The 23,642-nt window shown below is 67.9% G+C and carries 25 protein-coding genes; 10 read left to right on the top strand and 15 right to left on the bottom strand.

What is annotated here, in order from left to right; all coding sequences use genetic code 11:
- Positions 1-5: 5 nt before the first annotated feature.
- The gene (gene bfr / locus IB223_RS13945) at positions 6-482 is read left to right on the top strand and encodes a bacterioferritin (RefSeq protein WP_192202294.1); all 477 of its coding nucleotides are present in this window, start codon (positions 6-8) and stop codon (positions 480-482) included.
- Here bfr and IB223_RS13940 read toward each other — a convergent pair.
- The 3 genes from IB223_RS13940 to IB223_RS13930 all read right to left on the bottom strand — a co-directional run bounded on the left by IB223_RS13940 (position 449) and on the right by IB223_RS13930 (position 5,554).
- Positions 449-2,950: a hybrid sensor histidine kinase/response regulator gene (locus tag IB223_RS13940; RefSeq protein ID WP_225591039.1), complete on the bottom strand. Its 2,502-nt coding sequence runs from the start codon at positions 2,948-2,950 to the stop codon at positions 449-451. The two genes, bfr and IB223_RS13940, sit on opposite strands and share 34 nt — an antisense overlap.
- Positions 2,951-2,952: 2 nt before the next feature.
- The gene (locus tag IB223_RS13935) at positions 2,953-4,851 is read right to left on the bottom strand and encodes an EAL domain-containing protein (protein WP_192202293.1); all 1,899 of its coding nucleotides are present in this window, start codon (positions 4,849-4,851) and stop codon (positions 2,953-2,955) included.
- Positions 4,852-4,933: 82 nt separating this feature from the next.
- Positions 4,934-5,554, bottom strand: coding sequence for a DUF4126 domain-containing protein (locus tag IB223_RS13930; protein ID WP_142126192.1), 621 nt, complete (start codon positions 5,552-5,554; stop codon positions 4,934-4,936).
- A 98-nt stretch (positions 5,555-5,652) separates the two neighbouring features.
- Between IB223_RS13930 and IB223_RS13925 the strand changes: the two genes are divergently transcribed.
- The 6 genes from IB223_RS13925 to IB223_RS13900 are packed head-to-tail and all read left to right on the top strand — an operon-like array spanning position 5,653 to position 9,924.
- Positions 5,653-6,387: a DUF6776 family protein gene (locus IB223_RS13925; RefSeq protein WP_192202292.1), complete on the top strand. Its 735-nt coding sequence runs from the start codon at positions 5,653-5,655 to the stop codon at positions 6,385-6,387.
- Position 6,388: 1 nt separating this feature from the next.
- Positions 6,389-6,820 carry a polymer-forming cytoskeletal protein gene (locus IB223_RS13920; RefSeq protein WP_192202291.1) on the top strand — a complete coding sequence of 144 codons (432 nt, stop codon included), beginning with the start codon at positions 6,389-6,391 and terminating at the stop codon, positions 6,818-6,820.
- A 48-nt stretch (positions 6,821-6,868) separates the two neighbouring features.
- A complete protein-coding gene (locus IB223_RS13915) occupies positions 6,869-7,597 on the top strand; it encodes a DUF6776 family protein (RefSeq protein WP_225591038.1) in 729 nt (242 codons plus the stop codon).
- 37 nt (positions 7,598-7,634) lie between these two features.
- A complete protein-coding gene (gene erpA / locus IB223_RS13910; protein WP_192202290.1) occupies positions 7,635-8,021 on the top strand; it encodes an iron-sulfur cluster insertion protein ErpA in 387 nt (128 codons plus the stop codon).
- 20 nt (positions 8,022-8,041) lie between these two features.
- Positions 8,042-8,992, top strand: a complete 951-nt coding sequence (gene nudC / locus IB223_RS13905; RefSeq protein ID WP_192202289.1) for an NAD(+) diphosphatase — start codon at positions 8,042-8,044, stop codon at positions 8,990-8,992.
- 38 nt (positions 8,993-9,030) lie between these two features.
- Positions 9,031-9,924 carry a hypothetical protein gene (locus tag IB223_RS13900; protein ID WP_192202288.1) on the top strand — a complete coding sequence of 298 codons (894 nt, stop codon included), beginning with the start codon at positions 9,031-9,033 and terminating at the stop codon, positions 9,922-9,924.
- Positions 9,925-9,985: 61 nt separating this feature from the next.
- Here IB223_RS13900 and IB223_RS13895 read toward each other — a convergent pair whose 3' ends face one another.
- The 4 genes from IB223_RS13895 to IB223_RS13880 form a co-directional block, all read right to left on the bottom strand.
- On the bottom strand, positions 9,986-10,396 hold the full coding sequence (locus tag IB223_RS13895) for a DUF2752 domain-containing protein (RefSeq protein WP_192202442.1): 411 nt from the start codon (positions 10,394-10,396) through the stop codon (positions 9,986-9,988).
- Positions 10,396-10,731, bottom strand: coding sequence for a CD225/dispanin family protein (locus IB223_RS13890; protein ID WP_192202287.1), 336 nt, complete (start codon positions 10,729-10,731; stop codon positions 10,396-10,398). Before IB223_RS13890 ends, IB223_RS13895 begins: the two co-directional genes overlap by 1 nt.
- 43 nt (positions 10,732-10,774) lie before the next feature.
- Positions 10,775-11,062 (bottom strand): CD225/dispanin family protein, encoded by a 288-nt coding sequence (locus IB223_RS13885; protein WP_192202286.1) that lies wholly within the window; start codon positions 11,060-11,062, stop codon positions 10,775-10,777.
- Between the two features lie 111 nt (positions 11,063-11,173).
- Positions 11,174-13,069, bottom strand: a complete 1,896-nt coding sequence (locus tag IB223_RS13880; protein WP_192202285.1) for an MFS transporter — start codon at positions 13,067-13,069, stop codon at positions 11,174-11,176.
- Positions 13,070-13,211: 142 nt separating this feature from the next.
- Between IB223_RS13880 and IB223_RS13875 the strand changes: the two genes are divergently transcribed.
- On the top strand, positions 13,212-14,318 hold the full coding sequence (locus tag IB223_RS13875) for an NADH:flavin oxidoreductase/NADH oxidase (protein ID WP_192202284.1): 1,107 nt from the start codon (positions 13,212-13,214) through the stop codon (positions 14,316-14,318).
- 4 nt (positions 14,319-14,322) lie between these two features.
- Here the strand turns inward: IB223_RS13875 and purD are convergent, their stop codons facing one another.
- The 6 genes from purD to prmA all read right to left on the bottom strand — a co-directional run bounded on the left by purD (position 14,323) and on the right by prmA (position 20,142).
- Positions 14,323-15,615: a phosphoribosylamine--glycine ligase gene (gene purD, locus IB223_RS13870; RefSeq protein ID WP_192202283.1), complete on the bottom strand. Its 1,293-nt coding sequence runs from the start codon at positions 15,613-15,615 to the stop codon at positions 14,323-14,325.
- Positions 15,616-15,625: 10 nt separating this feature from the next.
- Positions 15,626-16,060 (bottom strand): hypothetical protein, encoded by a 435-nt coding sequence (locus IB223_RS13865; RefSeq protein ID WP_192202282.1) that lies wholly within the window; start codon positions 16,058-16,060, stop codon positions 15,626-15,628.
- A gap of 91 nt (positions 16,061-16,151) precedes the next feature.
- Positions 16,152-17,738, bottom strand: a complete 1,587-nt coding sequence (gene purH, locus IB223_RS13860; RefSeq protein WP_192202281.1) for a bifunctional phosphoribosylaminoimidazolecarboxamide formyltransferase/IMP cyclohydrolase — start codon at positions 17,736-17,738, stop codon at positions 16,152-16,154.
- 76 nt (positions 17,739-17,814) lie between these two features.
- Positions 17,815-18,087, bottom strand: a complete 273-nt coding sequence (gene fis, locus IB223_RS13855; RefSeq protein WP_142126177.1) for a DNA-binding transcriptional regulator Fis — start codon at positions 18,085-18,087, stop codon at positions 17,815-17,817.
- 120 nt (positions 18,088-18,207) lie between these two features.
- Positions 18,208-19,164, bottom strand: coding sequence for a DUF3426 domain-containing protein (locus IB223_RS13850; protein WP_192202280.1), 957 nt, complete (start codon positions 19,162-19,164; stop codon positions 18,208-18,210).
- Between the two features lie 63 nt (positions 19,165-19,227).
- Positions 19,228-20,142, bottom strand: coding sequence for a 50S ribosomal protein L11 methyltransferase (gene prmA, locus IB223_RS13845; protein WP_192202279.1), 915 nt, complete (start codon positions 20,140-20,142; stop codon positions 19,228-19,230).
- A gap of 150 nt (positions 20,143-20,292) precedes the next feature.
- On the opposite strand from prmA, the gene IB223_RS13840 reads away from it, so the two are divergent.
- On the top strand, positions 20,293-21,228 hold the full coding sequence (locus IB223_RS13840) for a hypothetical protein (protein WP_343227199.1): 936 nt from the start codon (positions 20,293-20,295) through the stop codon (positions 21,226-21,228).
- A complete protein-coding gene (locus IB223_RS13835) occupies positions 21,225-21,587 on the top strand; it encodes a hypothetical protein (RefSeq protein ID WP_192202278.1) in 363 nt (120 codons plus the stop codon). Before IB223_RS13840 ends, IB223_RS13835 begins: the two co-directional genes overlap by 4 nt.
- A gap of 170 nt (positions 21,588-21,757) precedes the next feature.
- Here the strand turns inward: IB223_RS13835 and accC are convergent, their stop codons facing one another.
- Positions 21,758-23,125: an acetyl-CoA carboxylase biotin carboxylase subunit gene (gene accC / locus IB223_RS13830; RefSeq protein ID WP_192202277.1), complete on the bottom strand. Its 1,368-nt coding sequence runs from the start codon at positions 23,123-23,125 to the stop codon at positions 21,758-21,760.
- A 10-nt stretch (positions 23,126-23,135) separates the two neighbouring features.
- The gene (gene accB, locus IB223_RS13825) at positions 23,136-23,612 is read right to left on the bottom strand and encodes an acetyl-CoA carboxylase biotin carboxyl carrier protein (RefSeq protein WP_192202276.1); all 477 of its coding nucleotides are present in this window, start codon (positions 23,610-23,612) and stop codon (positions 23,136-23,138) included.
- Positions 23,613-23,642: the final 30 nt, after the last annotated feature.

The following is a 23,642-nucleotide window of genomic DNA, read 5'->3' as shown; positions in this document are numbered from 1 at the left end:
TGGCCATGAAAGGCGACGCCAAGGTCATCGAACACCTCAACAAGGCGCTCTACAACGAGCTGACCGCCATCAATCAGTACTTCCTGCACGCCAAGATGCTGAAGAACTGGGGCTTCAAGGAACTGGCCGAACACGAGTACAAGGAATCCATCGACGAGATGAAGCATGCCGACAAGCTGTCGGAGCGCATCCTGTTCCTCGATGGCCTGCCCAACTTCCAGGCGCTGGGCAAACTGCGCATCGGCGAAACGCCGCGCGAGATCCTCGAGTGCGACCTGGCGCTGGAACAGGAAGCGCTGCCGCCGCTGCGCGAAGCGATCGCCTATTGCGAATCGGTGGCCGACTACGTCAGCCGGCAGCTGTTCGCCAACATCCTCGATTCCGAGGAAGAACACATCGACTGGCTGGAAACGCAGTTGTCGGTGATCGACCGCATCGGCGAGCCGAATTACCTGCTGACCAAGCTCGAAGGCGACGACTGACCGTTCGCCGCTGCCGGCGGCAACAGCGGCCTGCCGAGCTGTTGCGCGGCGTAGCCCTGCAGCGCCATGCGTGCACGCGCGTACTCGGCGATGACCAGCGCGACGGCCACGGCCGGGCGCTCCAGCTTGCGGGCGCGTGCGCCCAGTTCCACACGCTTGGCGGCGGCCGACAACGCCATCGCGCCCACGTTGGCGCTGGATGATTTCAGCGTATGCGCCGCATCGCGCATGGCATCCAGATCGGGCACGGCAGCCGCCTTCTCCAAGGTGCCGATCAGGCGCGGCGCGTCTTCCAGGAAAATGGTGATGATGCGCGTGGTTTCGTCGCCGGCGATCTCGCGCAGTTCTTCCAGCATGGTCTGGTCCAGCACCGGGAAACTCGGCGCCGGCGCGCGCGCGGTGGCGACGGCCGGGACCGGCGGTGCCGGTTCCGCGGCGGGCACGAGCGCGGCGTTGCGCAGCACGAAGTTCATGCGATCCGGCAGCCAGCGGTGCAGGCAGCTTTCCAGTTGCTCGCGCGACACCGGCTTGGCGAGATAGTCGTCCATGCCGGCATCCAGGCAGCGCTGGCGGTCCCCGGCCATCGCATTGGCGGTCATCGCGACGATGGGCAGGCGGGCGCCATCGGCGCGCTGCGCCTCCAGGTCGCGCCAGCGTCGCGTCGCGGCGTAGCCGTCCAGGACCGGCATCTGGCAGTCCATCAGGATCAGATCGAAGTGCTCCACCTGCATGCGCTTGATGGCGATGTCGCCATTGGCCGCGGTCTCGCAGTTGAAGCCGAGCGCCGACAGCAGCTTCTGCGCCACCAGCAGGTTGACCGGGTTGTCTTCCACCAGCAGCAGGCGGGGCTCGGTGCGCATGGCGCTGACAACGGCGGGTTCCGGGCCCGCAGCGGGCGTCTCCGCCTCATGAACGGCAGGGGCGACCGGTGTCTGCGCCTCACGTGCCTCGGCCAGGCTGGGCGGCGCGGGATCGAGCGGCAAAGCAGTGGTCCTGGCTTCCGGAAATATCTCTTCCATCGCGGCGGCACCCGCTTCCTGGTCAGGCTCCGGCGCCGCACCGGTCAGCGCTGCGCGGAGGTCCGCATCCGGTGACTGCCGCGACAACAGGGTGCTGCGCGGGTGCAGTTCGGTCGGGACGGTCTCGTCGCCGTATAACCAGACCAGGCGCAGCGGATCCGGTGAAGGGCGCCGCGCGATGGCGCGATGCAGCGCCAGGGCGGTGCTGCGGATGCCGCCGATGTCGGCGAGGACGGCCAGATAATCCTGCTGCGCCTGTTCGCTGACCAGGCGCAGCCGGTCCAGCGCTTCCTGCGTGGTTTCCACCGCCACCGGTTGCATGCCCCAGTTGGTGGCCAGCAGCGTGAGTCGCTGCCGCAGCCGGGCATCGGGGGAGACGATGAGCACGCGCCCATGGTCCAGCGCGCCGTTGTCGCGCTGGCGCAGATCGCCGATGACCTTCATCAGCGGCACTTCGAACCAGAACGTGGAGCCGCGCCCGATCTCCGAGACCACGTCGATGCGGCCGCCCATCAGGTCGACGATGCGCCGGCAGATCGCCAGGCCGAGCCCGGTGCCGCCATACAGTCGGGTGGTGGACGCATCAGCCTGGCTGAAGGAATGGAACAGGCGATGGCGTGCATCTTCTTCGATGCCGATGCCGGTATCCCGCACCTCGAAGCGCAGCAGATGCTGCGCGGCGGTTTCGCCGAGCCGTCGCACCACCAGCGTGACCGAGCCGCGATCGGTGAACTTGATCGCGTTGCCGACCAGGTTGGTGAGCACCTGGCGCAACCGCACCGGGTCGCCACGGACCGGCAGGCGCACCGCAGGATCCAGTTGCAGGCTCAGCCGCAGCCCCTTGTTTTCCGCAGGGCGATACATGAGCTGCAGCACGCTGTCGAGCAGTTCGCGCAGGTTGAATCCGGTGATCTCCAGATCCAGCTTGTTCGCCTCGAGCTTGGAGTAGTCGAGGATGTCGTCCACGATGCGCAGCAGCTGGTGCGAGGATGCGGTGGCCGTGCTCAGCATCTCGCGCTGGTCCGGTGCCAGCGGTGCACGCGACAGCATCTCCAGCATCGGCACGATGCCGTTGAGCGGGGTGCGGATTTCATGGCTCATCGTGGCCAGGAATTCGCCCTTGGCCATCGCGGCGGATTCGGCGGCCTGCTTGGCGCGCATCAATTCCTGTTCAAGCCGGTCGTGGCGCTGCAGGTCGCGTTGCAGGCTGTCGCGCTCGGATTCGGCCATCGCCGCACGCGCCTGCACACCGGCGCGCTGATGGGCTTCGCTGCGCGACTGCAGCCCGGCGGCGACGGCCGCGGCCAGCCCCGCTGCGCCTGTTCCGAGTGCGACGGGTATCCAGGGGCCCGCGATGCCTGCCCAGTGCAGGCCCATCGACGCCACCGACGACGCAGCCAGCGCCGCCGTCACCCACGGCATCACCGGCGTCCGTCCGGTGGTGGGCATCGTTACAGCACCGCGTTGTGGAAGTCGAAGCCGAGCTCGCTGCCGACAGCCTGCACCAGGTTGCCCTGGATGAAGTCGACACCGCCCATCCACATGGCCGCTGCGGCCTGGGGATCTTCGATCTGCTGTCCGATCACCTGCAGGCCCTGGCGGTGGGCGTTGTCGATGATCCCGCGCAACTGGTCGCGCAGGACCGGATCGGCGTGGGCGCTGGCGTACTTGCTGGAAACACGCACGAAACCCAGTGGCAGCTGCGTCAGCAGGGCGTCGGCTTCCACGCCGGGCTCGAACTGGCTGAGGCAGAACTGCACGCCGGCCGGCATCAGCTGCTGGCAGAACTGCCGCAGGGTGACGGTGTGGATCAGGGCGTCGGACAGGCGCAGATCGATGACCAGCGACGTGCCCTCGATGCCCCGCGCGCGCAGTGCATCCAGCAGCCATGGGGCATGCGATTCGCGCGCCAGCGAGCGCGGCGACTGCGAGACGAACAGGCGCAGCGATGGTCCCATGGCCTGTCGCTCGGCCAGCACGAACAGCGCGTGCTCCAGCACCCAGTGATCGATCTGCGCGATGCCACCGGCGAGTTCGGCCGCCGGGATCACCTGTGACGCGGGCAGCAGCGAGCCATCGGGCTGGCGCATGCGCAGCAGCACCTGGTATTGCGCCTGGTCGTTGCCAGCCACCGCCACGATCGGCTGGTAGGCCAGCTCGAACTGGCCATCCTCCAGCGAGATGCGCGGGGCGTCGTCGTCGACCTGGGCCGGTATGTACTCGGCCAGGCTGTCGGACTTCAGGCGGGCCTGCAGCACGGCACGCTCGATGGCCTCCAGCGCGCTGCCGGCGTCGGCGAAGCCGAGGGACAGCGCGGTGTAGCCGATCGAGCCGCGAAGCTTGAGCACTTCGCTGGGGCGGGTTTCAAAGTCATGCCCGGCCAGTCCGTCGCGCAACTGCAGCGCCAGGGCGGCCAGGGTCGCCTCGTCGACGCTGTCGGCCAGCATCAGGAAGCTGTTGTCGTTCAATCGGGCCACCGGGTGCGGCGACGCAGCGGCAGCCAACTGGCGCCCGGCCTGGCTCATCAGGTGCTCGAACACCGCATAGCCATAGCGTTCACGCAGGCTCAGCGCGCTGTTGACCTCGACGAAGAACAGCCCGCCGCGCCCCTGCCGCTGCAGCGACTCGCCGAGCTGCTGCAGCACGAAGGTACGGGTGGGCAGGCCGGTATCGGTGTTGAGCGAAGGCCGTGGTGCCTGCTGGGCCTGGCTGCGCTGGCGCGCGCGCTGGATGCGGTTGGACACCGCCGCGATCAGGTGGCGGGGCCGGATCGGCTTGTTGAGGAAGTCGTCCGCGCCGCTTTCCAGGACTTCGAACTGGCGTTCCGGGTCCGGATCGCCGGTCAGGAACACGATCGGCAGGTGCAGGTATTCCGGCTGCTGCCGCAGCAGCATGGTCAGCGACATGCCGTCCCTGCCGGGCATGTGCAGGTCCATCAGCACCAGGTCGGGACGGAAGCGGCGCATGGCATCGAGCAGGCCATCGGACTGCATCTGCACGTCGGCCTGCATGCCGGCGCCATGCAGCACGCTCTGGGCGAACAGGGCCTGGCCGCGATCGTCTTCGACGATCAGCACGCGATAGGGGGATTCCGGATCGACGGGTTCACGGGGTCCAGCCGGCGTCGCGGCAGCTGGTGCCGGCGGGGGCGCGGACCTCGCGGGGGGCTCGGTAGGCGTGGGGGGCTGACTGGTCATCTCGACGGGCTCTCCGGCGCCGGGTTCGGCCGCGTCTTCGGGGGCGGCATCGTCCACCCAGCGGCGCCAATGGTGCGCCGGCGGGGTTTCTGCGCGCAGGCGCGAGCGTGAAGGCTCATCCTGCGGGCGGGATGTGGAATCGATGGCGGACATCAGGCTTCCCCAAGCTGAGCCCCATTATGCGATGAAGTTCACGGGTGAGGCAGACCCATGATCCCCGATGCGCCGACGCCTGTCACGGGCCGGAGGTCGGGGGCGACACGGGAGCTGAAGGCGCTGTCTGCAACAAGCGTTTCAGTCCGCGCGACACGCTGCGCCAGACCCACCAGACCGCCAGCGCGATGAGCAGCGACACTCCGATCACAAGGAACAACGCAATCCAGGGGTGCGCAAAGGCCATCGCAAGGCCGCCCACGACCACGGCGTCTTCCGCCACCGAGGCGGTCCAGTTGCTGACCGGCTCGGGCGAGGTGTTCATCAGTGCGCGCGACCCGCTCTTCAGCAGGTGGCTGGTGAGCGCCACGCCGGCGCCCGCCGCCAGCGCGCCGCCACTGAGCTGGCCATCCGGCGACAGGGTGGCGGCTGCGAGGAACGCACCTGCCGGCACGCGGGCCAGGGTCTGCAGCAGGTCCCAGCCAGAGTCCACGCCCGGGATCTTGTCGGCGAAGAATTCGGTCAACGCGAGCGCCCCGGAAGTCCCCAACACCCACCAGGACTCGGTCACCTGCAAGGCGGGCGGCAGATCCAGCCAGCCCAGCGCCCCGGCGAGGCCCAACCCGAAAACGGTGAGATAGACGCGGATCCCGGCCATCCATGCCAACAGGATCCCAATTACGAAAAGATGCGCTTCGGACATGCCGGCCACTCCCGTTAGACTCATGGGCTCGCGCCACTGCGGCGAGTATAGGGGTCCCGTCTGGCTGCCGGCTGAGCGCCGCTTGCCGTATGTCCGTCATGTCCGCACCTGCTCCATCCCGCTTCAGGATCGTGCCGCGTGACGTGGCTGTGCGTCGTCGTGGAGCCTCCTTGCTGTTCGGTCTGGCGTGGGCAGGCAGCCTGGCGGCCATGTGGTTCGCCGCCAGCTACACCGCCGCGCCGCGATTGGCGCAGGCCGATGCCGCGCGCGTGCAGGCAGAACGTGAGCTGGCCGTGGTGCGCGGCGAACTGCGCAACCTGCGCCAGCGCGAGTCCACGCTCTCCCGCTCCGATCAGATCAGCCGCGCGGCCAATGCCGAGGTGCAGGATGCGCTGGCTGAGCGCGACGAAGAGATCGCTGCGCTGCGTGCCGATGTGGCGTTCTATGAGCGCCTGGTCGGTTCGACCAGCCAGCGCAAGGGCCTGAGCGTGCACGTGGCCGAGTTCGCACCGGAGGCCGGCGGCACCTGGCGTTACCAGATCATGCTGACGCAGACGCTCAACCGCGGCGCGATCAGCCAGGGCCAGATGCGCTTCACCGTGGAGGGTGTGCGCGAAGGCAAGCTGGCCGCAGTGCAGTGGGACGAACTGCACCAGCAGCGCAGCGCGCCGGGCCAGACCTATTCATTCCGTTATTTCCAGCAGTTGGATGGCAACGTGATGCTGCCGCCCGGGTTCACGCCACAGCGCGTCAAAGTGACGCTGAATGGCGGAGACGCGGCGGTGGAGCAGGCCTTCGACTGGAAGACCGCCACAGCCGCAGGAGGCAAGTGAGATGTTCAAGACCAAGCCCATCCGTCCCGACGTGGGCGCCATCGACACGCTCATCGGGCCACAGGTCACCATCCGCGGCGACGTGGTGTTCAGTGGCGGCCTGTACGTGGAAGGCCATATCCAGGGCAAGGTCATCGCCGAAGCCGGCGAGCGCGCCGTCTTGACGCTGGCCGAGCAGGGCAGCATCGAAGGCGAAGTGCAGGTGCCGGTGGTGGTCATCAACGGCCGCATGACCGGCGACGTGCATGCCTTCGACCGGATCGAGCTGGCCGCCAAGGCGCGCGTGCAGGGCAACCTGCATTACAAGGTCGTCGAGATGAGTGCGGGCGCGCAGTTGACCGGGCGCCTGGTGCATGCGGATGCCGTGCCTGCGGGATCGCCGTCGCATGACGGTGCTGCCTTGCCGGAAGCGTGGGCCACCGCCGACGCCTGATCGGGGGCATTCAGAGCCCGCTGGGATCGGCCGCGCTATCCTGCGGCCATGAGTCCCCAGCCCGTACCGCCAAGTGTCCCGCCCCCCAGGCTGGTGGGCTGGCCCGTGTTGATCGCCGTGTTGGCGGTGGCGCTTTCGTTTGGCGGCTGGGGCCTCTGGCAGGTGTTCGGGCGCCATGTGGGCGAGGCCCCCACGGCCGCCCAGTCGCGCGAGCAGCAGCAGCGCATCGAGATCCTGGAGCAGCGCAGCGCCACGCTGGCGCGCTCGGACCAGATCACCCGCGACGCCAACCGCGACCTGCAGGCCACGCTGTCCGAACGCGACGAGGAAATCGCCGGCCTGCGCGCCGACGTGGCCTTCTACGAGCGTTTCGTCGGTGCCACCGCACAGCGCCGTGGCCTGTCGGTGCACGAGCTCACCCTGCAGCCGCAGGACAAGCAGGCGTGGCACTTCACCGCCACGCTCACGCAGAACCTCAATCGCGGCGCCGTCAACGCCGGCCGCCTGCTGGTATCGGTGGAGGGCACCGAGGCGGGCAAGCTGCGCCGCCTGGGGTGGGCCGATCTTCGGCAGCAGCCCAATGCGCCCGGCGTGCCGTACTCGTTCAAGTACTTCCAGCAGGTCGAAGGCGACCTGCTGCTGCCGCCGGGCTTCAAGCCCGTCCGCGTGATCGCCCGCGTGGTGCCGCAGAGCGGCGCAGCCGTCGAGCAATCGTTCCCGTGGGCGCAGGCGGCGGCCAAGGAAGGCGCGGGCGAAGGCAGCACCGGCACACGTTGAGCTTGAACTGCCTCCCGCCAGCCCCCATCCTTTCGCCATGACCACTGTCGTTTCCCTGCCGACCGCAGCCGCCGCTCCGGACTACCAGTCCATCGACCGGCCGCTGAACTTCACGCCTGCCGCGGCGGCCAAGGTGCGCGAGCTGGTGCAGGAGGAAGGCAACGAAGCCCTGGCCTTGCGCGTCTACATCCAGGGCGGCGGCTGTTCCGGCTTCCAGTACGGGTTCGAGTTCGACGAGAACCGTGCCGACGACGACGTGGCCGTGGATACCGATGGCGTGGCGCTGCTGGTCGACCCGCTGAGCCTGCAGTACCTGATGGGCGCGGAAGTGGACTACAGCGAAAGCCTGCAGGGTGCGCAGTTCGTCATCCGCAACCCCAACGCCAAGACCACCTGCGGCTGCGGCAGCAGTTTCAGCATGTGAATGCCGGCCTGCCGCGTTCCGTGACAGGTCCCGTCTCCTCCACCGTGCCGCTCACCGGTTTCGCCTTCGCGGGCGATACGCTGGATCGCGCCGATGCGCTGCGCGACGACACCGACGCGTTGACCGTCTTGTGGCCGGCCGCCCGCGTGATGCTGCTGGACGATGACGGGCGCGCGATGGTGGAAGCCGATGGTGCGCTGCTGGCACCGGAAGGCGCGTCGCTCGGCGGTGGGCCGGGTGCGAGCCTGTTCCTGGGGCTGAAGGATGGCGTGGCATGGTTCGCGGCGCATGCCCGGCACCATGCGGTGCAGGCGCCATCGTGGCTGGACCTGCGGCGCGCGGCCGCAGCATGGCCTGCCTTCACCTCCGGCGTGTTTGCCATGGCGCGAGCGCTCCTGCACTGGCAATCGTCCACGCGCTTCTGCAGCGCCTGCGGCGGCGCCATCACGTTCCGCCGCGCGGGTTACATCGCCCATTGCACGCAGTGCGGCAAGGATCATTATCCGCGCGTGGACCCTGCCGTCATCGTGGCGGCCAGCGATGGCGAGCGCCTGCTGCTGGGGCGGCAGGCATCGTGGCCACCACGCCGCTACTCGGTCATCGCGGGCTTCGTGGAACCCGGCGAGACGCTGGAGCAGACCGTTGCACGCGAAGTGCTCGAAGAAACGCAGGTGCGGGTGCGCGATTGCCGCTACCTCGGCGCGCAACCGTGGCCGTTCCCGGGCGCGTTGATGCTGGGATTCTGCGCCGATGCCGAGCCGGATCCGCCCCAGGTGGACGGGGAACTCGAGGACGCGCGCTGGTTCACGTTCGACGAGATCGATGCCGCACTCGCGCGTGGAGACGACAACACGGGCGATGGGCTGCTGCTGTCGCCGTCCATCTCCATCGCGCGCTCGCTGATAGAACACTGGCATGCCGGCATGCGCGCGACGCGCGACTCGAAGATCCCCGACAAGACCGGGCATTAACAGACAGCCGCGCTAGAATCCCGGCTCGGAGGAATTGCATGTCGATCACGCTCGTCGCCGTCGTGCTTGCGCTGGTGCTGGGGCATGTCGCACCCGCGCTGGTCGCATCGTTCCGCCAGTACGCATGGTATGGCGCATGGTTGCGCTGGCTGGGCGAGCGCTCCGGCGGCGCGGGCGTCTGGCAGGCGCGCTACGGCATCGCGTTGGCCATGGTGCCGGTGTTGCTGGTGGTCGCGCTGCTGCAATGGATGCTCGATGGCCCCCTGTACGGGTTGCCCGGCCTGCTGTTCGATATCGCGGTGCTGGTCTACGCCTGGGGGCCGCGCGACTTGGACGTGGATGTCGAGGCCGTCATCGACGCGCATGATGCGCCTGCCCGTCGCACCGCGATCGCCCGGCTCGGACTGACCGGTGAAGCAGCGGCGCTGGATGGGCCGGCGCTGGTGGAAGCGGTGTTCGTCAACGCGCTGCAACGCTGGTTCGGCGTGCTGTTCTGGTTCTTGCTGCTGGGTCCGGTCGGCGCGGTGCTCTATCGCCTGTCGGTACTGGCGACGCAGGACGAATGGGCCTCGATCTTGCCCGACGAGAATCGCCTTGGCGCGCGTGCGGTGAAGACCGCACTGGACTGGCCTGTCGCCCAGTTGATGACGCTGGCGATGGCGCTGGTCGGCAACTTCGATACGGTGTTCACCGCCTGGCGCGAAGCCGGCGGCACGCGCTTCCGGCTGGACACCGGATTCCTTGGCTACGCCGCACGCGCCAGCGTGCGCTGCGAGCTGGCCGAGGAAGCGGAGGAATACGCCGAGGAAGGCATGGTCCAGGCCATGCGCGAACTGCCCGAGCTGCGCGACGCGATGAGCCTGGTCTGGCGCATCCTGTTGCTGTGGCTGGCACTGCTCGCGGTGTTCGTGATCGGTGGCTGGGTCAGTTGACGGTCCGTGTTTCGCATGCCGCGGCGCGTGCCCCGGCATCCGCTGGCGAGGTGAACCGATATCAGCCTGGCGCCAGCAAGGTGAAGGGGAACCAGGGCAAGTTCCTTGCCACCCAGTACACCGGCAACAGTACGAGCCAGAACATCGGTGCGAGCAGGACGCGCATCAAGGGCTCGAGCGCACGGGGACGCCAACCCTGGCCGTGGGCGACCATCATCGGGATCGCCGGCAACATCAGGATGGCAAGTGGATTCATGGCGAATGCGCGCAGGATGTCGCCGTGGACCAGCGCATGCAGCGCGCGGGTCAGGCCGCAGCCGATGCAGAAGTAACCGGTTAGTGCGCGGAACATGCAGCCAGGGAAAGGGCTGTCGGCCGCATTCGGATCGAAGTTCAGCAGGAGCCAGACGCCGGCGGCGGCCGCAAGGGCCGCCGCCGTCAGTGCCAGATAGTGCAGGGGACGCAGTGCGATCACTGCGCTTGCTGCATCTGCTCCAGCATCATCATGTACTGCTCCATGCCGCCGGTGGCGAACATGGCGATGTTGATCAGCAGACCGATGATGGCGAACGCTGTGGCGACCCAGCACCAGGTCTTGGCGTTGGCGGACGCACGTTGCGCGCCCTCCAGGTCGCCCTGGTTGAGCTTGCTGTTGACCTGGGTCGAGAACACGATGGCGACGATGCCGATCAGGCCCAGCGGACAGCACAGGCAGGTGGCCAGCACCGTGGACACGATGGCCCATGCGAGATGGTTGGGAACGTTGCCCGGCGTAGCGGTCGGGGGCATGGGAGGTACGGCGCTCATGCAGGCTTTCCTTGTACAGGGATGAAGGGTCGGGCGAGTCGGCTCACATGCCGCTCAGGCCGCCCAATAGTGCCAGACCGCCGAACAAAAAGAACCACAGCGCGACCAGGATCGGACCGATCAGCGCGGAGGCGATGGCCCAGTTCAACGCCTTGCGTGATGCGTCCTGCGCACCTGCCAGATCGCCGGCGGCGCGCTTGCCGTCCACCTGCGCCGCGAACACGATGGAGACGATGCCCAACGGCAGGCAGCAGAACAGCGTGCTGAGGATGGCCCACACCAGGTGATTGGGTACGTAAGGGCCTTGCGTGGATGGCGGAATGGCGCTCATGACGGTTCTCTTGCGGGCGAGGGACAGGAAGGGGCCGCCGCCGCGAGGGCGGGCATGGATGACGAAAATCCCCGCCGCTAGCCTAGCGGGGATGGCGGCGACGCGAAACCGTCACGCCGCATCACCGCGCAGCGCACGTACCCGGGCTTCCAGGACCTCGGCGGTCACGGCGGTGCCGTCCAGCGGTTCGCTGGCCACCACGTCCACGTGCGCGCGGAAACGGCGGGGCACGCGCATGCGCCCCATCCGGGTATCGCGGTGGCTCCACATGCTGGTCCACATTCCCTTCAGCGCCATGGGCACGACCGGCACCGGGCGGCGCTCGAGGATCTTCTCCACGCCGGACTTGAACGCAGCGATCTCACCATCCTTCGTCAACGCGCCTTCGGGGAAGATGCCGACGATCTCGCCCGCCGCCAGGGCCGCGTCGATTTCCTCGAATGCGCGCCGCATCAGTTCCGGGTTCTCCCTCGCGCCGGCGATCGGGATGGCCTTGGCCGTGCGGAAGATCCAGCTCATCACCGGAATGTTGAAGATCCGGTAGTACATGACGAAGCGCACCGGGCGCGGGATCGTCGCGGCGAGGATCAGCGCGTCCATGTAGCTGACGTGGTTGCACACGATCAATGCCGGGCCCTCGTCCGGCACGTGCTTCTCGATGCCGTGCAGGCGCAGCCGGTACAGGCCGCGCACCAGCAGCCAGCTGAGGAAGCGCATCAGGAACTCGGGCACGATGGTGAAGATCCAGATCGCCACCAGCGCGTTCGCGATGGCCAGCGCGAGGAAGATCTGCGGACCGCTCCAGCCCAGCGCATGCAGGCCTAGGCCGACCAGCGCGGCCAGTACGATGAAGCCCGAGTTCTGGATGTTGAGTGCGGCGAACACGCGCGCCATCCGCGAATTGGCCGTGCGGCTCTGGATCAGTGCGAACAGCGGCACCACGAAGATGCCTGCGAACATGCCGATGCCTACCAGGTCGATCATGATCCGCACGCTGCCGGCCTGGCGGACGAACTCGGCCACCCCCAGCCCGGTGGCGGGCGCGGCACCCGGCCTGGCGAAGTAGAGATCGAGCAGGAACGCCGTCATGCCGAACGCGCCCACCGGCACCAGGCCGATCTCGACGGTGCGCCCGGACAGCTTCTCGCACAGCAGCGAACCCACGCCCGTGCCGACCGAGAACAGCGCCAGTGCGAACACGTACAGCGTCGACGAACCGTCGGCCGCGCCGAGGTGCAGCTTCGCGTAGGCAGGCAGCTGCGAGGTCAGCAGCGTGCCGAAGAACCAGAACCACGACACGCCGAGGATGGCGTTGCGCACGGCGAGTTGCTGCTTGGCCATGCGCAGCACGGCGAGCGATTCCGGGATCGGATTCCAGCGGATGACCAGGTCGGGCGCACCCGCGTCCATGCGCGGGATCAGGCGCGACACGACGTTGCCCAGCACCGCCAGCAACACGATGGCGATGGCGGCCGCCTGCGGGCCGTAAACCCCGGCCACCTGGAAGATCATGCCGCCGGCGATCATGCCGCACAGGATCGAGATCGAGGTGCCCATCTCGACCAGACCGTTGCCGCCGGTCAGCTCCTCCGGCTTCAGGATCGAAGGCAGCACCGAATATTTCACCGGCCCGAACAGGGTCGACTGCACGCCGGTGCAGAACAGCGCGACCAGCAGGACCGGCATGTTCTGCAGCAGGAAACCGACCGCCGCCAGCGACATGATGGCGATTTCCATCGTCGTGGTGATGACGATCAGCCTGTGCTTTTCCAGCTTCTCGGCGAACTGGCCCGCGATGGCGGAGAACAGGAAGTAGGGGAGGATGAAGATCGCCGGCGCCAGCGTGGCGTACAGCGAAAGTTCGCCATCGCTGGCGCCCAGGAAGAACAGCAGCGCGATGATCGCCTGACGGTAGACATTGTCGTTGAAGGCGCCCAGCGCCTGGACGGTGAAGTACGGCAGGAACCGTCGTTGTTTCAGCAGCGAGAACTGGCTGTGGCTGGACATGCGCCCTCCGTGGGTTGCGCGCAGCCTAGCAAATCACGATGGCTTCGCGAGCCGGTGCGCCCGACAGTGTTCCGCCCGTGGCATTGATGGGCCACAGGGGCAGGGGGATAGTGGCGCCCCCACGTCGTCGACACCTTCCCTCATGAGCCGTCTGTTCTCACCCCTGGATCTGGGACCATTGCGCCTGCCCAACCGCATCGTGATCGCGCCGATGTGCCAGTACTCCGCCGAAGCGGGGCGCGCCACCGAGTGGCATGCCTTCCATTGGCCGAACCTCGCCCAGTCCGGTGCCGGGCTCGCGATCGTCGAAGCGACGGCAGTCGAGCCGCGAGGACGCATCAGCTGGGCCGATCTCGGCTTGTGGGATGACGTTACCGAAGCGGCGTTCGCCACGGCGCTCGCCGCCACACGCCGATACTCCACCATGGCGATCGGTGTGCAGCTCGCCCATGCCGGACGCAAGGCATCGACGCACCGCCCGTGGGAGCACCACGGTGCCGCCATCGCGCCCGGTGCCGAACACGGATGGCAGACCGTATCGGCATCGGCCACGCCCTATGCCGAAGGACATCCTGCGCCAGTGGCGCTGGACCAGGCGGGCATCGATGCCGTCGTCGCCGCGTTCGCCGACAGCGCGCGGCGTGCGGTAAGGCTGGGTCTGGACCTGATCGAGATCCATGCGGCGCACGGCTATCTCTTGCACCAGTTCCTGTCGCCGCTCAGCAACCATCGCGAAGATGCGTATGGCGGCTCGCTGGAAAACCGCATGCGGCTGGTGCTGCAGGTGTTCGATGCGATCAAGGCAGCCGTACCCGCGTCAATGGCGGTCGGCATCCGCATTTCCGCCACCGATTGGGTCGAGGGTGGCTGGGATCCTGCCCAGAGCATCGCCCTGGCGCAGGCGCTCGACGCACGGGGTTGCGATTTCATCCATGTCTCCAGCGGCGGCCTGCATCCCGCGCAGAAGATCGCTCTGGAGCCGGGCTACCAAGTGCCGTTCGCCGCCGCGATCAAGCAGTATGTCGCGATGCCGGTGATCGCGGTAGGCCTGATCACGGAGCCGCGACATGCCGAAGACATCCTGCAGCAGGATCGGGCCGATGCCATCGGGCTCGCACGCGGCATCCTCTACGACCCGCGCTGGCCATGGCATGCGGCCGTGGCGCTGGACGCGAAGATCGCGGTCGCGCCGCAGTACCTGCGCAGCGCGCCGCGCGAGCACGCGGCGAACTTCGTGCAGGCGCGTTAGCCGATCAGGTGTCCGCGCGTTCGCGCGCGATCGCGCGCCAGCCGATGTCGGCGCGGTGGAACTCGTTGGTCCAGCGGATCCGGTCCACGCCGGCGTACGCATTGCGTTGCGCATCCGATACCGAATCGCCCAGCGCCGCCACGCACAGGACGCGGCCTCCGGCGCTGACCACGTGGCCTTCCGCGTCAAGCGCGGTGCCGGCATGGAACACCTTGGCGGTCGCGGGCACGTCGTCCAGCCCGGCGATCACGTCGCCGGTGACCGGTGTTTCGGGATAAGGCGCCGCAGCCATCACGACGCCTAGCGACGGGCGCGGATCCCAGCGCGCTTCAGTGACATCGAGGCGTCCGTCGATGGCCGCTTCGACCAGATCCACCAGATCGGATTGCAGGCGCAGCATCACCGGTTGCGTCTCGGGGTCGCCGAAGCGCACGTTGAACTCGATCACCTTCGGGGCGCCGCTGTCGTCGATCATCAGCCCGGCATACAGGAAACCGGTGAACGGCACGCCGTCGGCGATCATGCCCTGCACCGTGGGATTGACCACCTCGCGCATCACGCGCGCATGCACTTCGGGCGTGACCACCGGGGCGGGCGAATACGCTCCCATGCCGCCGGTGTTGGGGCCCGTGTCGCCGTCGCCGACCCGCTTGTGGTCCTGGCTGGTCGCCATCGGCAGCGCGGTGGTGCCATCGACCATCGAGATGAAGCTGGCTTCCTCGCCTTCCAGGAATTCCTCGATCACCACGCGTGCACCGGCATCACCGAGCGCATTGCCCGACAGCATGTCGCGCACCGCGGCTTCGGCTTCGGCCAGCGTCATCGCCACGATCACGCCCTTGCCGGCGGCCAGGCCGTCGGCCTTGACCACTATCGGCGCGCCTTTCTCGCGGAGATAGGCGAGCGCGGCGTCCACATCGGTATGCACGGCGTAGAACGCGGTCGGGATGCCGTGGCGCGCCAGGAAATCCTTGGCAAATGCCTTGCTGCCCTCCAGCTGCGCCGCAGCGGCGGTGGGACCGAAAACACGCAATCCCGCCAGACGGAAGCGGTCCACCACGCCGGCCACGAGCGGCACTTCGGGACCGACCACGGTCAGGCCCACGCCTGCGTCCTGTGCCAAGGCCAGCAGACCGTCGATGTCGGTGACCTTGACCGTGACGTTGCGGCACTTCGCCTCCGTCGCGGTGCCGGCGTTGCCGGGCGCCACGATCACCTCGTCCACCCGCGGCGACTGCGCCAGCTTCCACGCGAGGGCGTGCTCGCGACCGCCGGAACCGATGACCAGGACTTTCAAGGGGTATTCCTCATGGCTGGACCGGCGCGTCGGCCGGCGGAGTCAGGCACGCGCGTGCCGGAAGTTCGACGTCGAAGAAAACGGCGCCGTGACGGTCGACGAAGCGCCGCACCAGGATGGCATCGGTGTCGATCAGTGGCGTGATCGCGGGCTGCGCGCACAGCTCGCGCAGCGCGTACTGCTCGCTTTCCTTCAGTGTCTCGAAGCCCGGGGCTTTGCGTGTCCTGGCGGCATTTCCCTCCGGGCTGCGTATCAGCAGCACCAGCCGGTCACCCTCGATGGCGACCGACTCGGTCACCAGATCCTCGAAGTGGGGAGCGGGCAACGTTGCCGCGACCTTCGCATGCGCCTCGTGCAGGCGGGCCTGCGTGTCCGTACAGCCGGTGAATACGAGGACCACGAACGCCGGGACGAGCATGGCGGAAAGCGCGCGAAGGATCTTCATGGCCGTGGTGGTGCTCCCGTGCTGGACAACGAGCGGAGAAAGCTGCCGCGCAGATGACGACCGCCGTTGGCGGCATCATCGGGCACGGCGGTCAGTGCCGGAAGTGGCGCACGCCGGTGAACACCATGGCGATGCCATGCTCGTCGGCGGCGGCAATGACGTCGCCATCGCGCATGGAGCCGCCCGGCTGGATCACCGCCTTGATGCCGGCGGCCGCGGCGGCGTCGATGCCGTCACGGAACGGGAAGAACGCATCGCTGGCCATCACCGAACCTTCGACCACGAGGTTCGCGTCGGCCGCCTTGATGCCGGCGATGCGCGCGGAGTACACGCGGCTCATCTGGCCGGCACCGACGCCGATGGTGCGGTGGTCCTTCGCGTAGACGATGGCGTTGGATTTCACGAACTTCGCCACCTTCCACGCGAACAGCAGGTCGGTGAATTGTGCGTCGGTCGGCGCAAGCTTCGTGACCACCTTGAGCTCGTCGCGCGTTACCACGCGGTCGTCGGCGGTCTGCAGCAGCAGGCCGGAGCCGACGCGCTTGGTATCGATGAAGCCGGTCGATGCCGGCGCCAGCGGAATGCGCAGTACGCGCACGTTGGCCTTCTTCGCCGCGTAGTCGAGCGCGGCGGGCTCGTAGTCCGGCGCGATCAGCACCTCGACGAACTGGCGGTCGAGGATCACCTTCGCCGTCGCGGCATCCAGCGTGCGGTTGAACGCGATGATGCCGCCGAACGCGCTGGTCGGGTCGGTGGCGTAGGCCAGCTCATAGGCATCGCCGCAGGCCACGCCGACCGCCACGCCGCAGGGATTGGCGTGCTTGACGATCACGCAGGCGGGCGCGTCGAACTGGCGCACGCATTCCCACGCCGCATCGCTGTCGGCGATGTTGTTGTAGCTCAGTTCCTTGCCCTGCAGCTGCGTGAAGGTCGCCAGCGAACCGGGTGCCGGATACAGGTCGCGGTAGAACGCAGCCTGCTGGTGCGGGTTCTCGCCGTAGCGCAGGTCCATCACTTTGACGAAGCTGCCGTTGGCCTGCGCCGAGAACGCAGCCCGCACCGGCACGTCGCCCGAGGTGTCGGTGACGGCGGACAGGTAGTTGCTGATGGCGGCGTCGTACTGGGCCACGCGGTTGAACGCAGCCACCGACAGCGCGAAGCGCGTCTGCGCGGAAAGAGCGCCGTCATTCGCTTCGAGTTCGCGCACGATGCCGTCGTACTGCGACGGGTCCGTGGCCACCGCCACGCGCGCGAAGTTCTTCGCCGCCGAGCGCAGCATCGCGGGGCCGCCGATATCGATGTTCTCCACCGCGTCGGCCAGCGTGCAGTCCGCTTTCGAGGTGACCTGTTCGAACGGATAGAGATTGAGCACCAGCAGGTCGATGGCGCCGATGCCGTGCTCGGCCATCACGGCGTCGTCGGTGCCGGCGCGGCCGAGCAGGCCGCCATGGACCATCGGATGCAGCGTCTTGACGCGGCCATCCATCATTTCCGGGAATCCGGTGACCTCGGCCACGTCGCGCACGGACAGGCCGGCGTCACGCAATGTCCTGGCAGTGCCACCGGTGGACAGCAGTTCGACATCGCGGGCGGCGAGCGCGCGGGCCAGGTCGAGCAGGCCGGTCTTGTCGGATACGGACAGCAGCGCCCGACGCACGGGCTGGAAATCGAGGGTCATGGGGAAGGCGGTACGGAGCGGGGCGCGAATTATAACGCGCCGCACCATCGCGCCCGACCCGTTGCCAGGCGCCCGGTCAGGCCAGCCCGTAGTCCTTGAGCTTCTTGCGCAGCGTGGCGCGATGGATGCCCAGCATGGCGGCGGCGCGGCTCTGGTTGCCTTCGCAATGGTTGAGCACTTCCACGAACAGCGGGATCTCCATCTCGCGCAGCACGATTTCGTACACGTCGTCCGCCTCGCAGCCATCCAGGTCACGCAGGTAGCGGCGGACGGACACGGCGACATGCTCGCGCAGCGGCGGGCGCGACGTGGCGCGTGGCGTGTCCTGACGTGTGGAGGCAGCGTTCAATCGGATCCCCTGGTGCAACGGACGCGGATGCCCGCCATGTGCTTGTGGGTATTCGGCGGGGGGACGAGTCTAGCGCCTGATCGCGGCGCGCGCATCCGCTTTTTGATGAATCCGACGCGCTTAACGGAAGTCGAAGGAGAACGCGACGACGTTCGCACTCGGCTCGCGCACGAGCACGGCCATCTGGGCGCTCTGTCCGGGGCCGATCGATGAGGACACCGCGTCCTGTGGCAGGTAGTCGCGTGGCGCCAGCGCGCGCGCGCCCAGGGTGCGGCCATCGGCATCCTTCAGCGTCAGCAGGATCACCGGCCAACCCTGTTCCCAGCGTGCTTCGTTGCGGAACGTCGCTTGTGCCTGCAGTGTTCCCGCCTGACCGGTGACCGGCCGCACATCGCGACTCAGCATGGTGAAGGCGCTGGGCTCGTGCCACATCGGTACGTCGCAGCGGAACGCACCGCACAGCACCATCACCAGGGGGCGCCACCCTGCCTGGGTCGCCAGGCGGGCGCGGTCGGCCAGTACGATCTGTACACACAGCAGTGCTGCAAGTGCACCCACGGCAACCCATTGCCAGCGTGCGCGGGCCACATGCACCGGCATGGTGCGCGTGCGTTGCAGGAACCGGGGGCCCGTTGCCTTGCGTGTGGGTGTGGCGGTGATGACGGGTGCCGGCTCGATGGTGGAGGGCACTGCGTCCTCGGGCATTGCATGGACCGGAATGACATCGACAGGCGTCGCATCTTCCGGTGGTGCAGCGTCTGCCGCGTGCGCGGTGATGTCGGGCGTGTCATCGACGGGTCTCGCCACGTCCGCCGCATCAGGCATGGTGTCTCGCGAAGCCGCCTCTTCCTCTGCCAGGAATGGTGCTGCGGGCGTGTCGTCCGGTCGCGCACCTGGCGATGCTTCCGCGCCGGCTGCTGCAGGATTCAGGAAGGTCGCGAGGCTGGGCGATACGGCCACCGCCGCTTCGTCCACCACGGCCAATGGTCTGCCGCAGCGGGGACAGTCTGCGGGCACGGCATCGGTATGCCGGTCGCGGGCGACAAGGAACTGGCAATGCGGACAGGCCGTGAACATGGTCCTATTCAACCATGCACGCCCGCGCGCGTGTTGTGATCGCGGACGCGGCGGAGAGCGGTGTCAGCGACGGATGCCGTCGATACGCATCCAGTCGCCGTCCTGCGTGGCCACCAGGGCATCGAACCACGTCGCGTAGCGGGCCAGCAGTTCGTCTTCCTGTCCCTTGAGGATGCCCGACAGTGCGATGCGGCCACCGGGCGCGACGCGCGCGGCGAGGATGTCGGCCAGTGCGTCCAGCGCCGAGGCCAGGATATTGGCCACCACCACCGGATAGGTCATCACCGGTTCGTCCTCGGGCAGGTAGACGTTGAAGTTCGCATCCACCTGGTTGCGTTGCGCGTTGTCGGCGCTGGCCAGCAATGCCTGCGGATCGTTGTCCACGCCCACGGCCTGCGCGGCGCCGAGTTTCAAGGCGGCGAGCGCAAGGATGCCGGAACCACAACCGAAGTCGAGTACGCGCTGGCCCTCCAGCGCACCGTCATCGGCGAGCCGGTCGAGCCAACGCAGGCACAGTGCCGTGGTGGGGTGCGTGCCGGATCCGAACGCCAGGCCCGGATCGAGCCGCACGATGGCGGCATCGTCTCCGGCTTCCGCGGGCACCTCGTGGTTCCAGGGCACGATGAAGGTACGGGCGCCGAAGCGCATGGGCTTGAACTGGTCCAGCCACGCGCGTTCCCAGTCCTCGTCCTCGACCTTGCGGAACCCCGTCTGGGTCCAGTCGAGCCCCGGATCGAACGACTCCAGTGCGGCGAGCAGCGCGAGCCCATCGGTGTCCGCATCGAACAGTGCGGTCAGCACCAGCGATTTCCACAAGGGAGTCTCGCCGACACCGGGCTCCAGGATGGCCCGTTCGTGCCCGGTGTCGGCGTCTGCATCCAACAGCGTGACCGAGAGCGCGCCGACGTCCTCCAGGGCAGTCTCGTAGCGCGGCTGCTCGGTTTCGGTGCAGCGCAGGGAGAGCTCCAGATAGGGCATGGCACGAGGGGACGGGAAGCGGAGAAGGCGTGCATTGTCTCATGCGTTCAGGCGAAGGCCCGGGAAGGCGGGCGACGGAAGGTGCGGCGGGCGTGCTGAACGCGGCGTTTTCGCGTTGAACCGCTTGGGATGCACCGGGATAATGCGGGGGTGCCCCGGAAGCTGCTACTGCCGATGATGCTGGTGGGCCTGCTGGGGGCGCTGGCGTGGATGCCGCTGCGCCAGGCGGGGCTGGCGCCGTTCGCGATGCCGACGGACGATGCGGCTCCCGCCCCGGCCGGGACGACAGCGCTCCCGCCGTCCACCACGCCCGCTGTCCTGCGCTCTGTCGCTGCGCATTCGACGCCTATGCTGTCGCCGCTGCGGCGCGCCTTCGAGGACAGCACCGACCTGTTCGCCTACTCGCGCGAACTGCTCGCCCTGTCGGCGGCCGGCGATGCCGATGCCATGTGGCTGCTGAGTCTGGTGCAGGACTACTGCGCAGGATTTGCCGCGGACCCGGCCGGTTACGCGCAGGACTCGCGCGTCATTGCAACGCTGGGATTGTCCAACGGCGGCGCGATGCTCTCCGCGCGCCAGCGCGTGCAGCAGCGATGCGCCAGGTTCGTGCCGCAGGACGGACTGTCGTTGCCGACCATCCTCACCCAGCGCCAGCAGGCCGCGCGCGCGGGCAGCCTGGCGGCCGAGGCGGCACTGCTGGCGATGGATCAGCCATTGCGCGACGACGATGACTATCGGCGCGAACTGGTCCAGCGCGTGCTCGATTCGGATGATCCGTTCGCCTTCTTTGCCATCGCCCCGGTCATGGGCACCAGTGCGAGTGGTCGGCGCGACACGCTGGGCGAGGTATCGGGCAGTGAACTCAGCGAGATTGCCTGGCGCATCGCGTCATGCGAGCTGGGCATGGATTGCAGTCCGGACGGCGCGATGATGACGAACTACTGCGTGAACGGCGGCATATGTTCGCAGGATGAATCACAGGATTTCACCACCTTCGCGCGCGATGCGGGCGTGCCGCGCCAGGGTGCCGGCAATGTTGACGAGATGGTGGGCACCTTGCTGTCCCACCCGGGAGCTGACGGATGAAGTACAAGCACACGCGACCGGGAGCCAATCTCCTGGTATGGGGCCTGGTGGTGGTGGCATATGCTGCCGCTGCCGCCACGATCGTCATCGAGACACGTGATCCCGAGTACCGGGATCTCACGCGCGTGGGCCACATGACGATCCATGCGCCGGACGACGCGCGCCGGCTCGGTGCCAGCCAGGTCGCCGCGCTCTACCGGGCGCGCAGCGGCACGCCGTTCTCCACGCTGGCGCCCGGCAGCACGATCCGCGTGATATGGGCGGACGGCTCTTCGGAACTGGTGCGGATCACCGATCCATCCTCGCCACTCGGCGTGCGGACGGTGCCCGGCACGCAGCGGATGCCTGCCGATCGTTGAGCGTCCCCGCGGATGGCTGCAGACGACAGAAGGGCCGGGATGGCGACATCCCGGCCCTTCTCTTTCGTGCGCGTGCGCGCCATTCCGCGATGCTGGCCTGCAGCCGGCGGCGCGCCGGCTTCCGCCATGCAAGGCCCCGCGCGGATGCGCGGGGTTGATCCATCCTCTGGTCAGACCAGCGAGATCGTCTTGTTCTTGCGTTCGGCCAGGCGCTTTTCCAGGTAGTGGATGTTCTGGCCGCCGGCCTGGAATCCCTGGTCGCGCATGATGCGCTGCTGCAGCGGGATGTTGGTCTTGATGCCGTCGATGACCATCTCGCTCAATGCCACGCGCATGCGGGCGATGGCGGTGTCGCGGTCCGGACCGTGCACGATGAGCTTGGCGATCATCGAATCGTAGTTCGGCGGCACGCGGTAGCCTTCGTAGATGTGCGTATCCACGCGCACGCCGGGGCCACCCGGCGGATGGAAGTGCTGGATCAGGCCCGGGTGCGGCATGAAGGTGTCCGGGTCTTCCGCATTGATGCGGCACTCGATGGCATGCCCGCGCAACACGATGTCGGACTGCTTGATGGTCAGCTTCTGGCCGGCCGCGATGCGCAGCTGTTCGCAGACCAGGTCGATGCCGGTGATGCGTTCGGTCACCGGATGCTCCACCTGGATGCGGGTGTTCATCTCGATAAAGTAGAAGCGGCCGTCCTCGTACAGGAACTCGAACGTGCCGGCGCCCCGGTAACCGATGCGCAGGCAGGCTTCCACGCAGACCTTGCCGATCTCCGCGCGCTGTTCGTCGGTGATGCCGGGAGCGGGCGCTTCCTCCACGACCTTCTGGTGGCGGCGCTGCATCGAGCAGTCGCGCTCGCCCAGGTGGATGGCGTTGCCCTGGCCGTCGGCGAGCACCTGGATTTCCACGTGGCGCGGATTCTCCAGGAACTTCTCCATGTAGACCTCGCCGTTGCCGAACGCCGCCTTGGCTTCCGACTTGGTGGTCTCGATGGCGGCCTTCAGCGCGCCCTCCACATGCACCACGCGCATGCCGCGGCCGCCGCCGCCGCCCGCGGCCTTGATGATCACCGGATAGCCGATCTCGCGCGCGATCTTGGTGTTGGCCACGATGTCCTCGCCCAGCGGCCCACCGCTGCCGGGCACGCACGGCACGCCGGCCGCCTTCATCGCGCGGATCGCCTCCACCTTGTCGCCCATCATGCGGATGGTGTCGGCCTTGGGCCCGATGAAGATGAAGCCGGACTGCTCCACGCGCTCGGCGAAGTCGGCGTTCTCCGACAGGAAGCCGTAGCCCGGGTGGATGGCCTGCGCGTCGGTCACCTCGGCCGCGGCGATGATCGCCGGGATGTTGAGGTAGCTGTCCTTCGAGGCGGCCGGGCCGATGCAGACGGACTCGTCCGCCATGGCCACGTGCTTGAGGTTGCGGTCGACGGTGGAATGCACGGCGACCGTGCGGATGCCCAGGGTGTGGCAGGCGCGCAGGATGCGCAGCGCGATCTCACCCCGGTTGGCGATGACGACTTTGTCCAGCATGGCGCGGACCTCAGCCGATCACGAACAGCGGCTGATCGAATTCGATCGGCTGGCCGCTTTCGGCCAGGATCGACAGCACGGTGCCGGAGACGTCGGCTTCGATGGGGTTGAACATCTTCATGGCTTCGATGATCGCCAGCGTCTCGCCGGCCTTCACCGACTGGCCGACGGCGACGAACGCGGGCTTGTCCGGCGACGGCGACGCATAGAAGGTGCCGACCATCGGCGCACGCACCACGTGGCCGTCCGGCAGGGCGTTGCCGGCCTTGGCCGTGCCGCCGGTGGAGGCTTCGGTGGGCGAGCTCATCGGCATCGGGGTGGCGGGGCGCGGTTCGGCGTAGGCGGCGGGGGCCGGTGCCGGCACGGCGTAGCCGCCCTTGGGCGTGCGCGCCAGGCGCACGGATTCTTCGCCTTCCTTGATCTCGATTTCGGCCAGGTTCGACTCTTCCAGCAGGTCGATCAGTTTCTTGATTTTGCGGAGATCCATGGGAGCCTCGTGGTTGAACGTCGTTCCCCG

It is taken from the genome of Pseudoxanthomonas sp. PXM03 (assembly GCF_014852005.1).
GTDB lineage: Bacteria > Pseudomonadota > Gammaproteobacteria > Xanthomonadales > Xanthomonadaceae > Pseudoxanthomonas_A.
The sequence above is the reverse complement of the archived record's forward strand: the minus strand, read 5'-3'. Positions and strand labels throughout refer to the sequence as shown.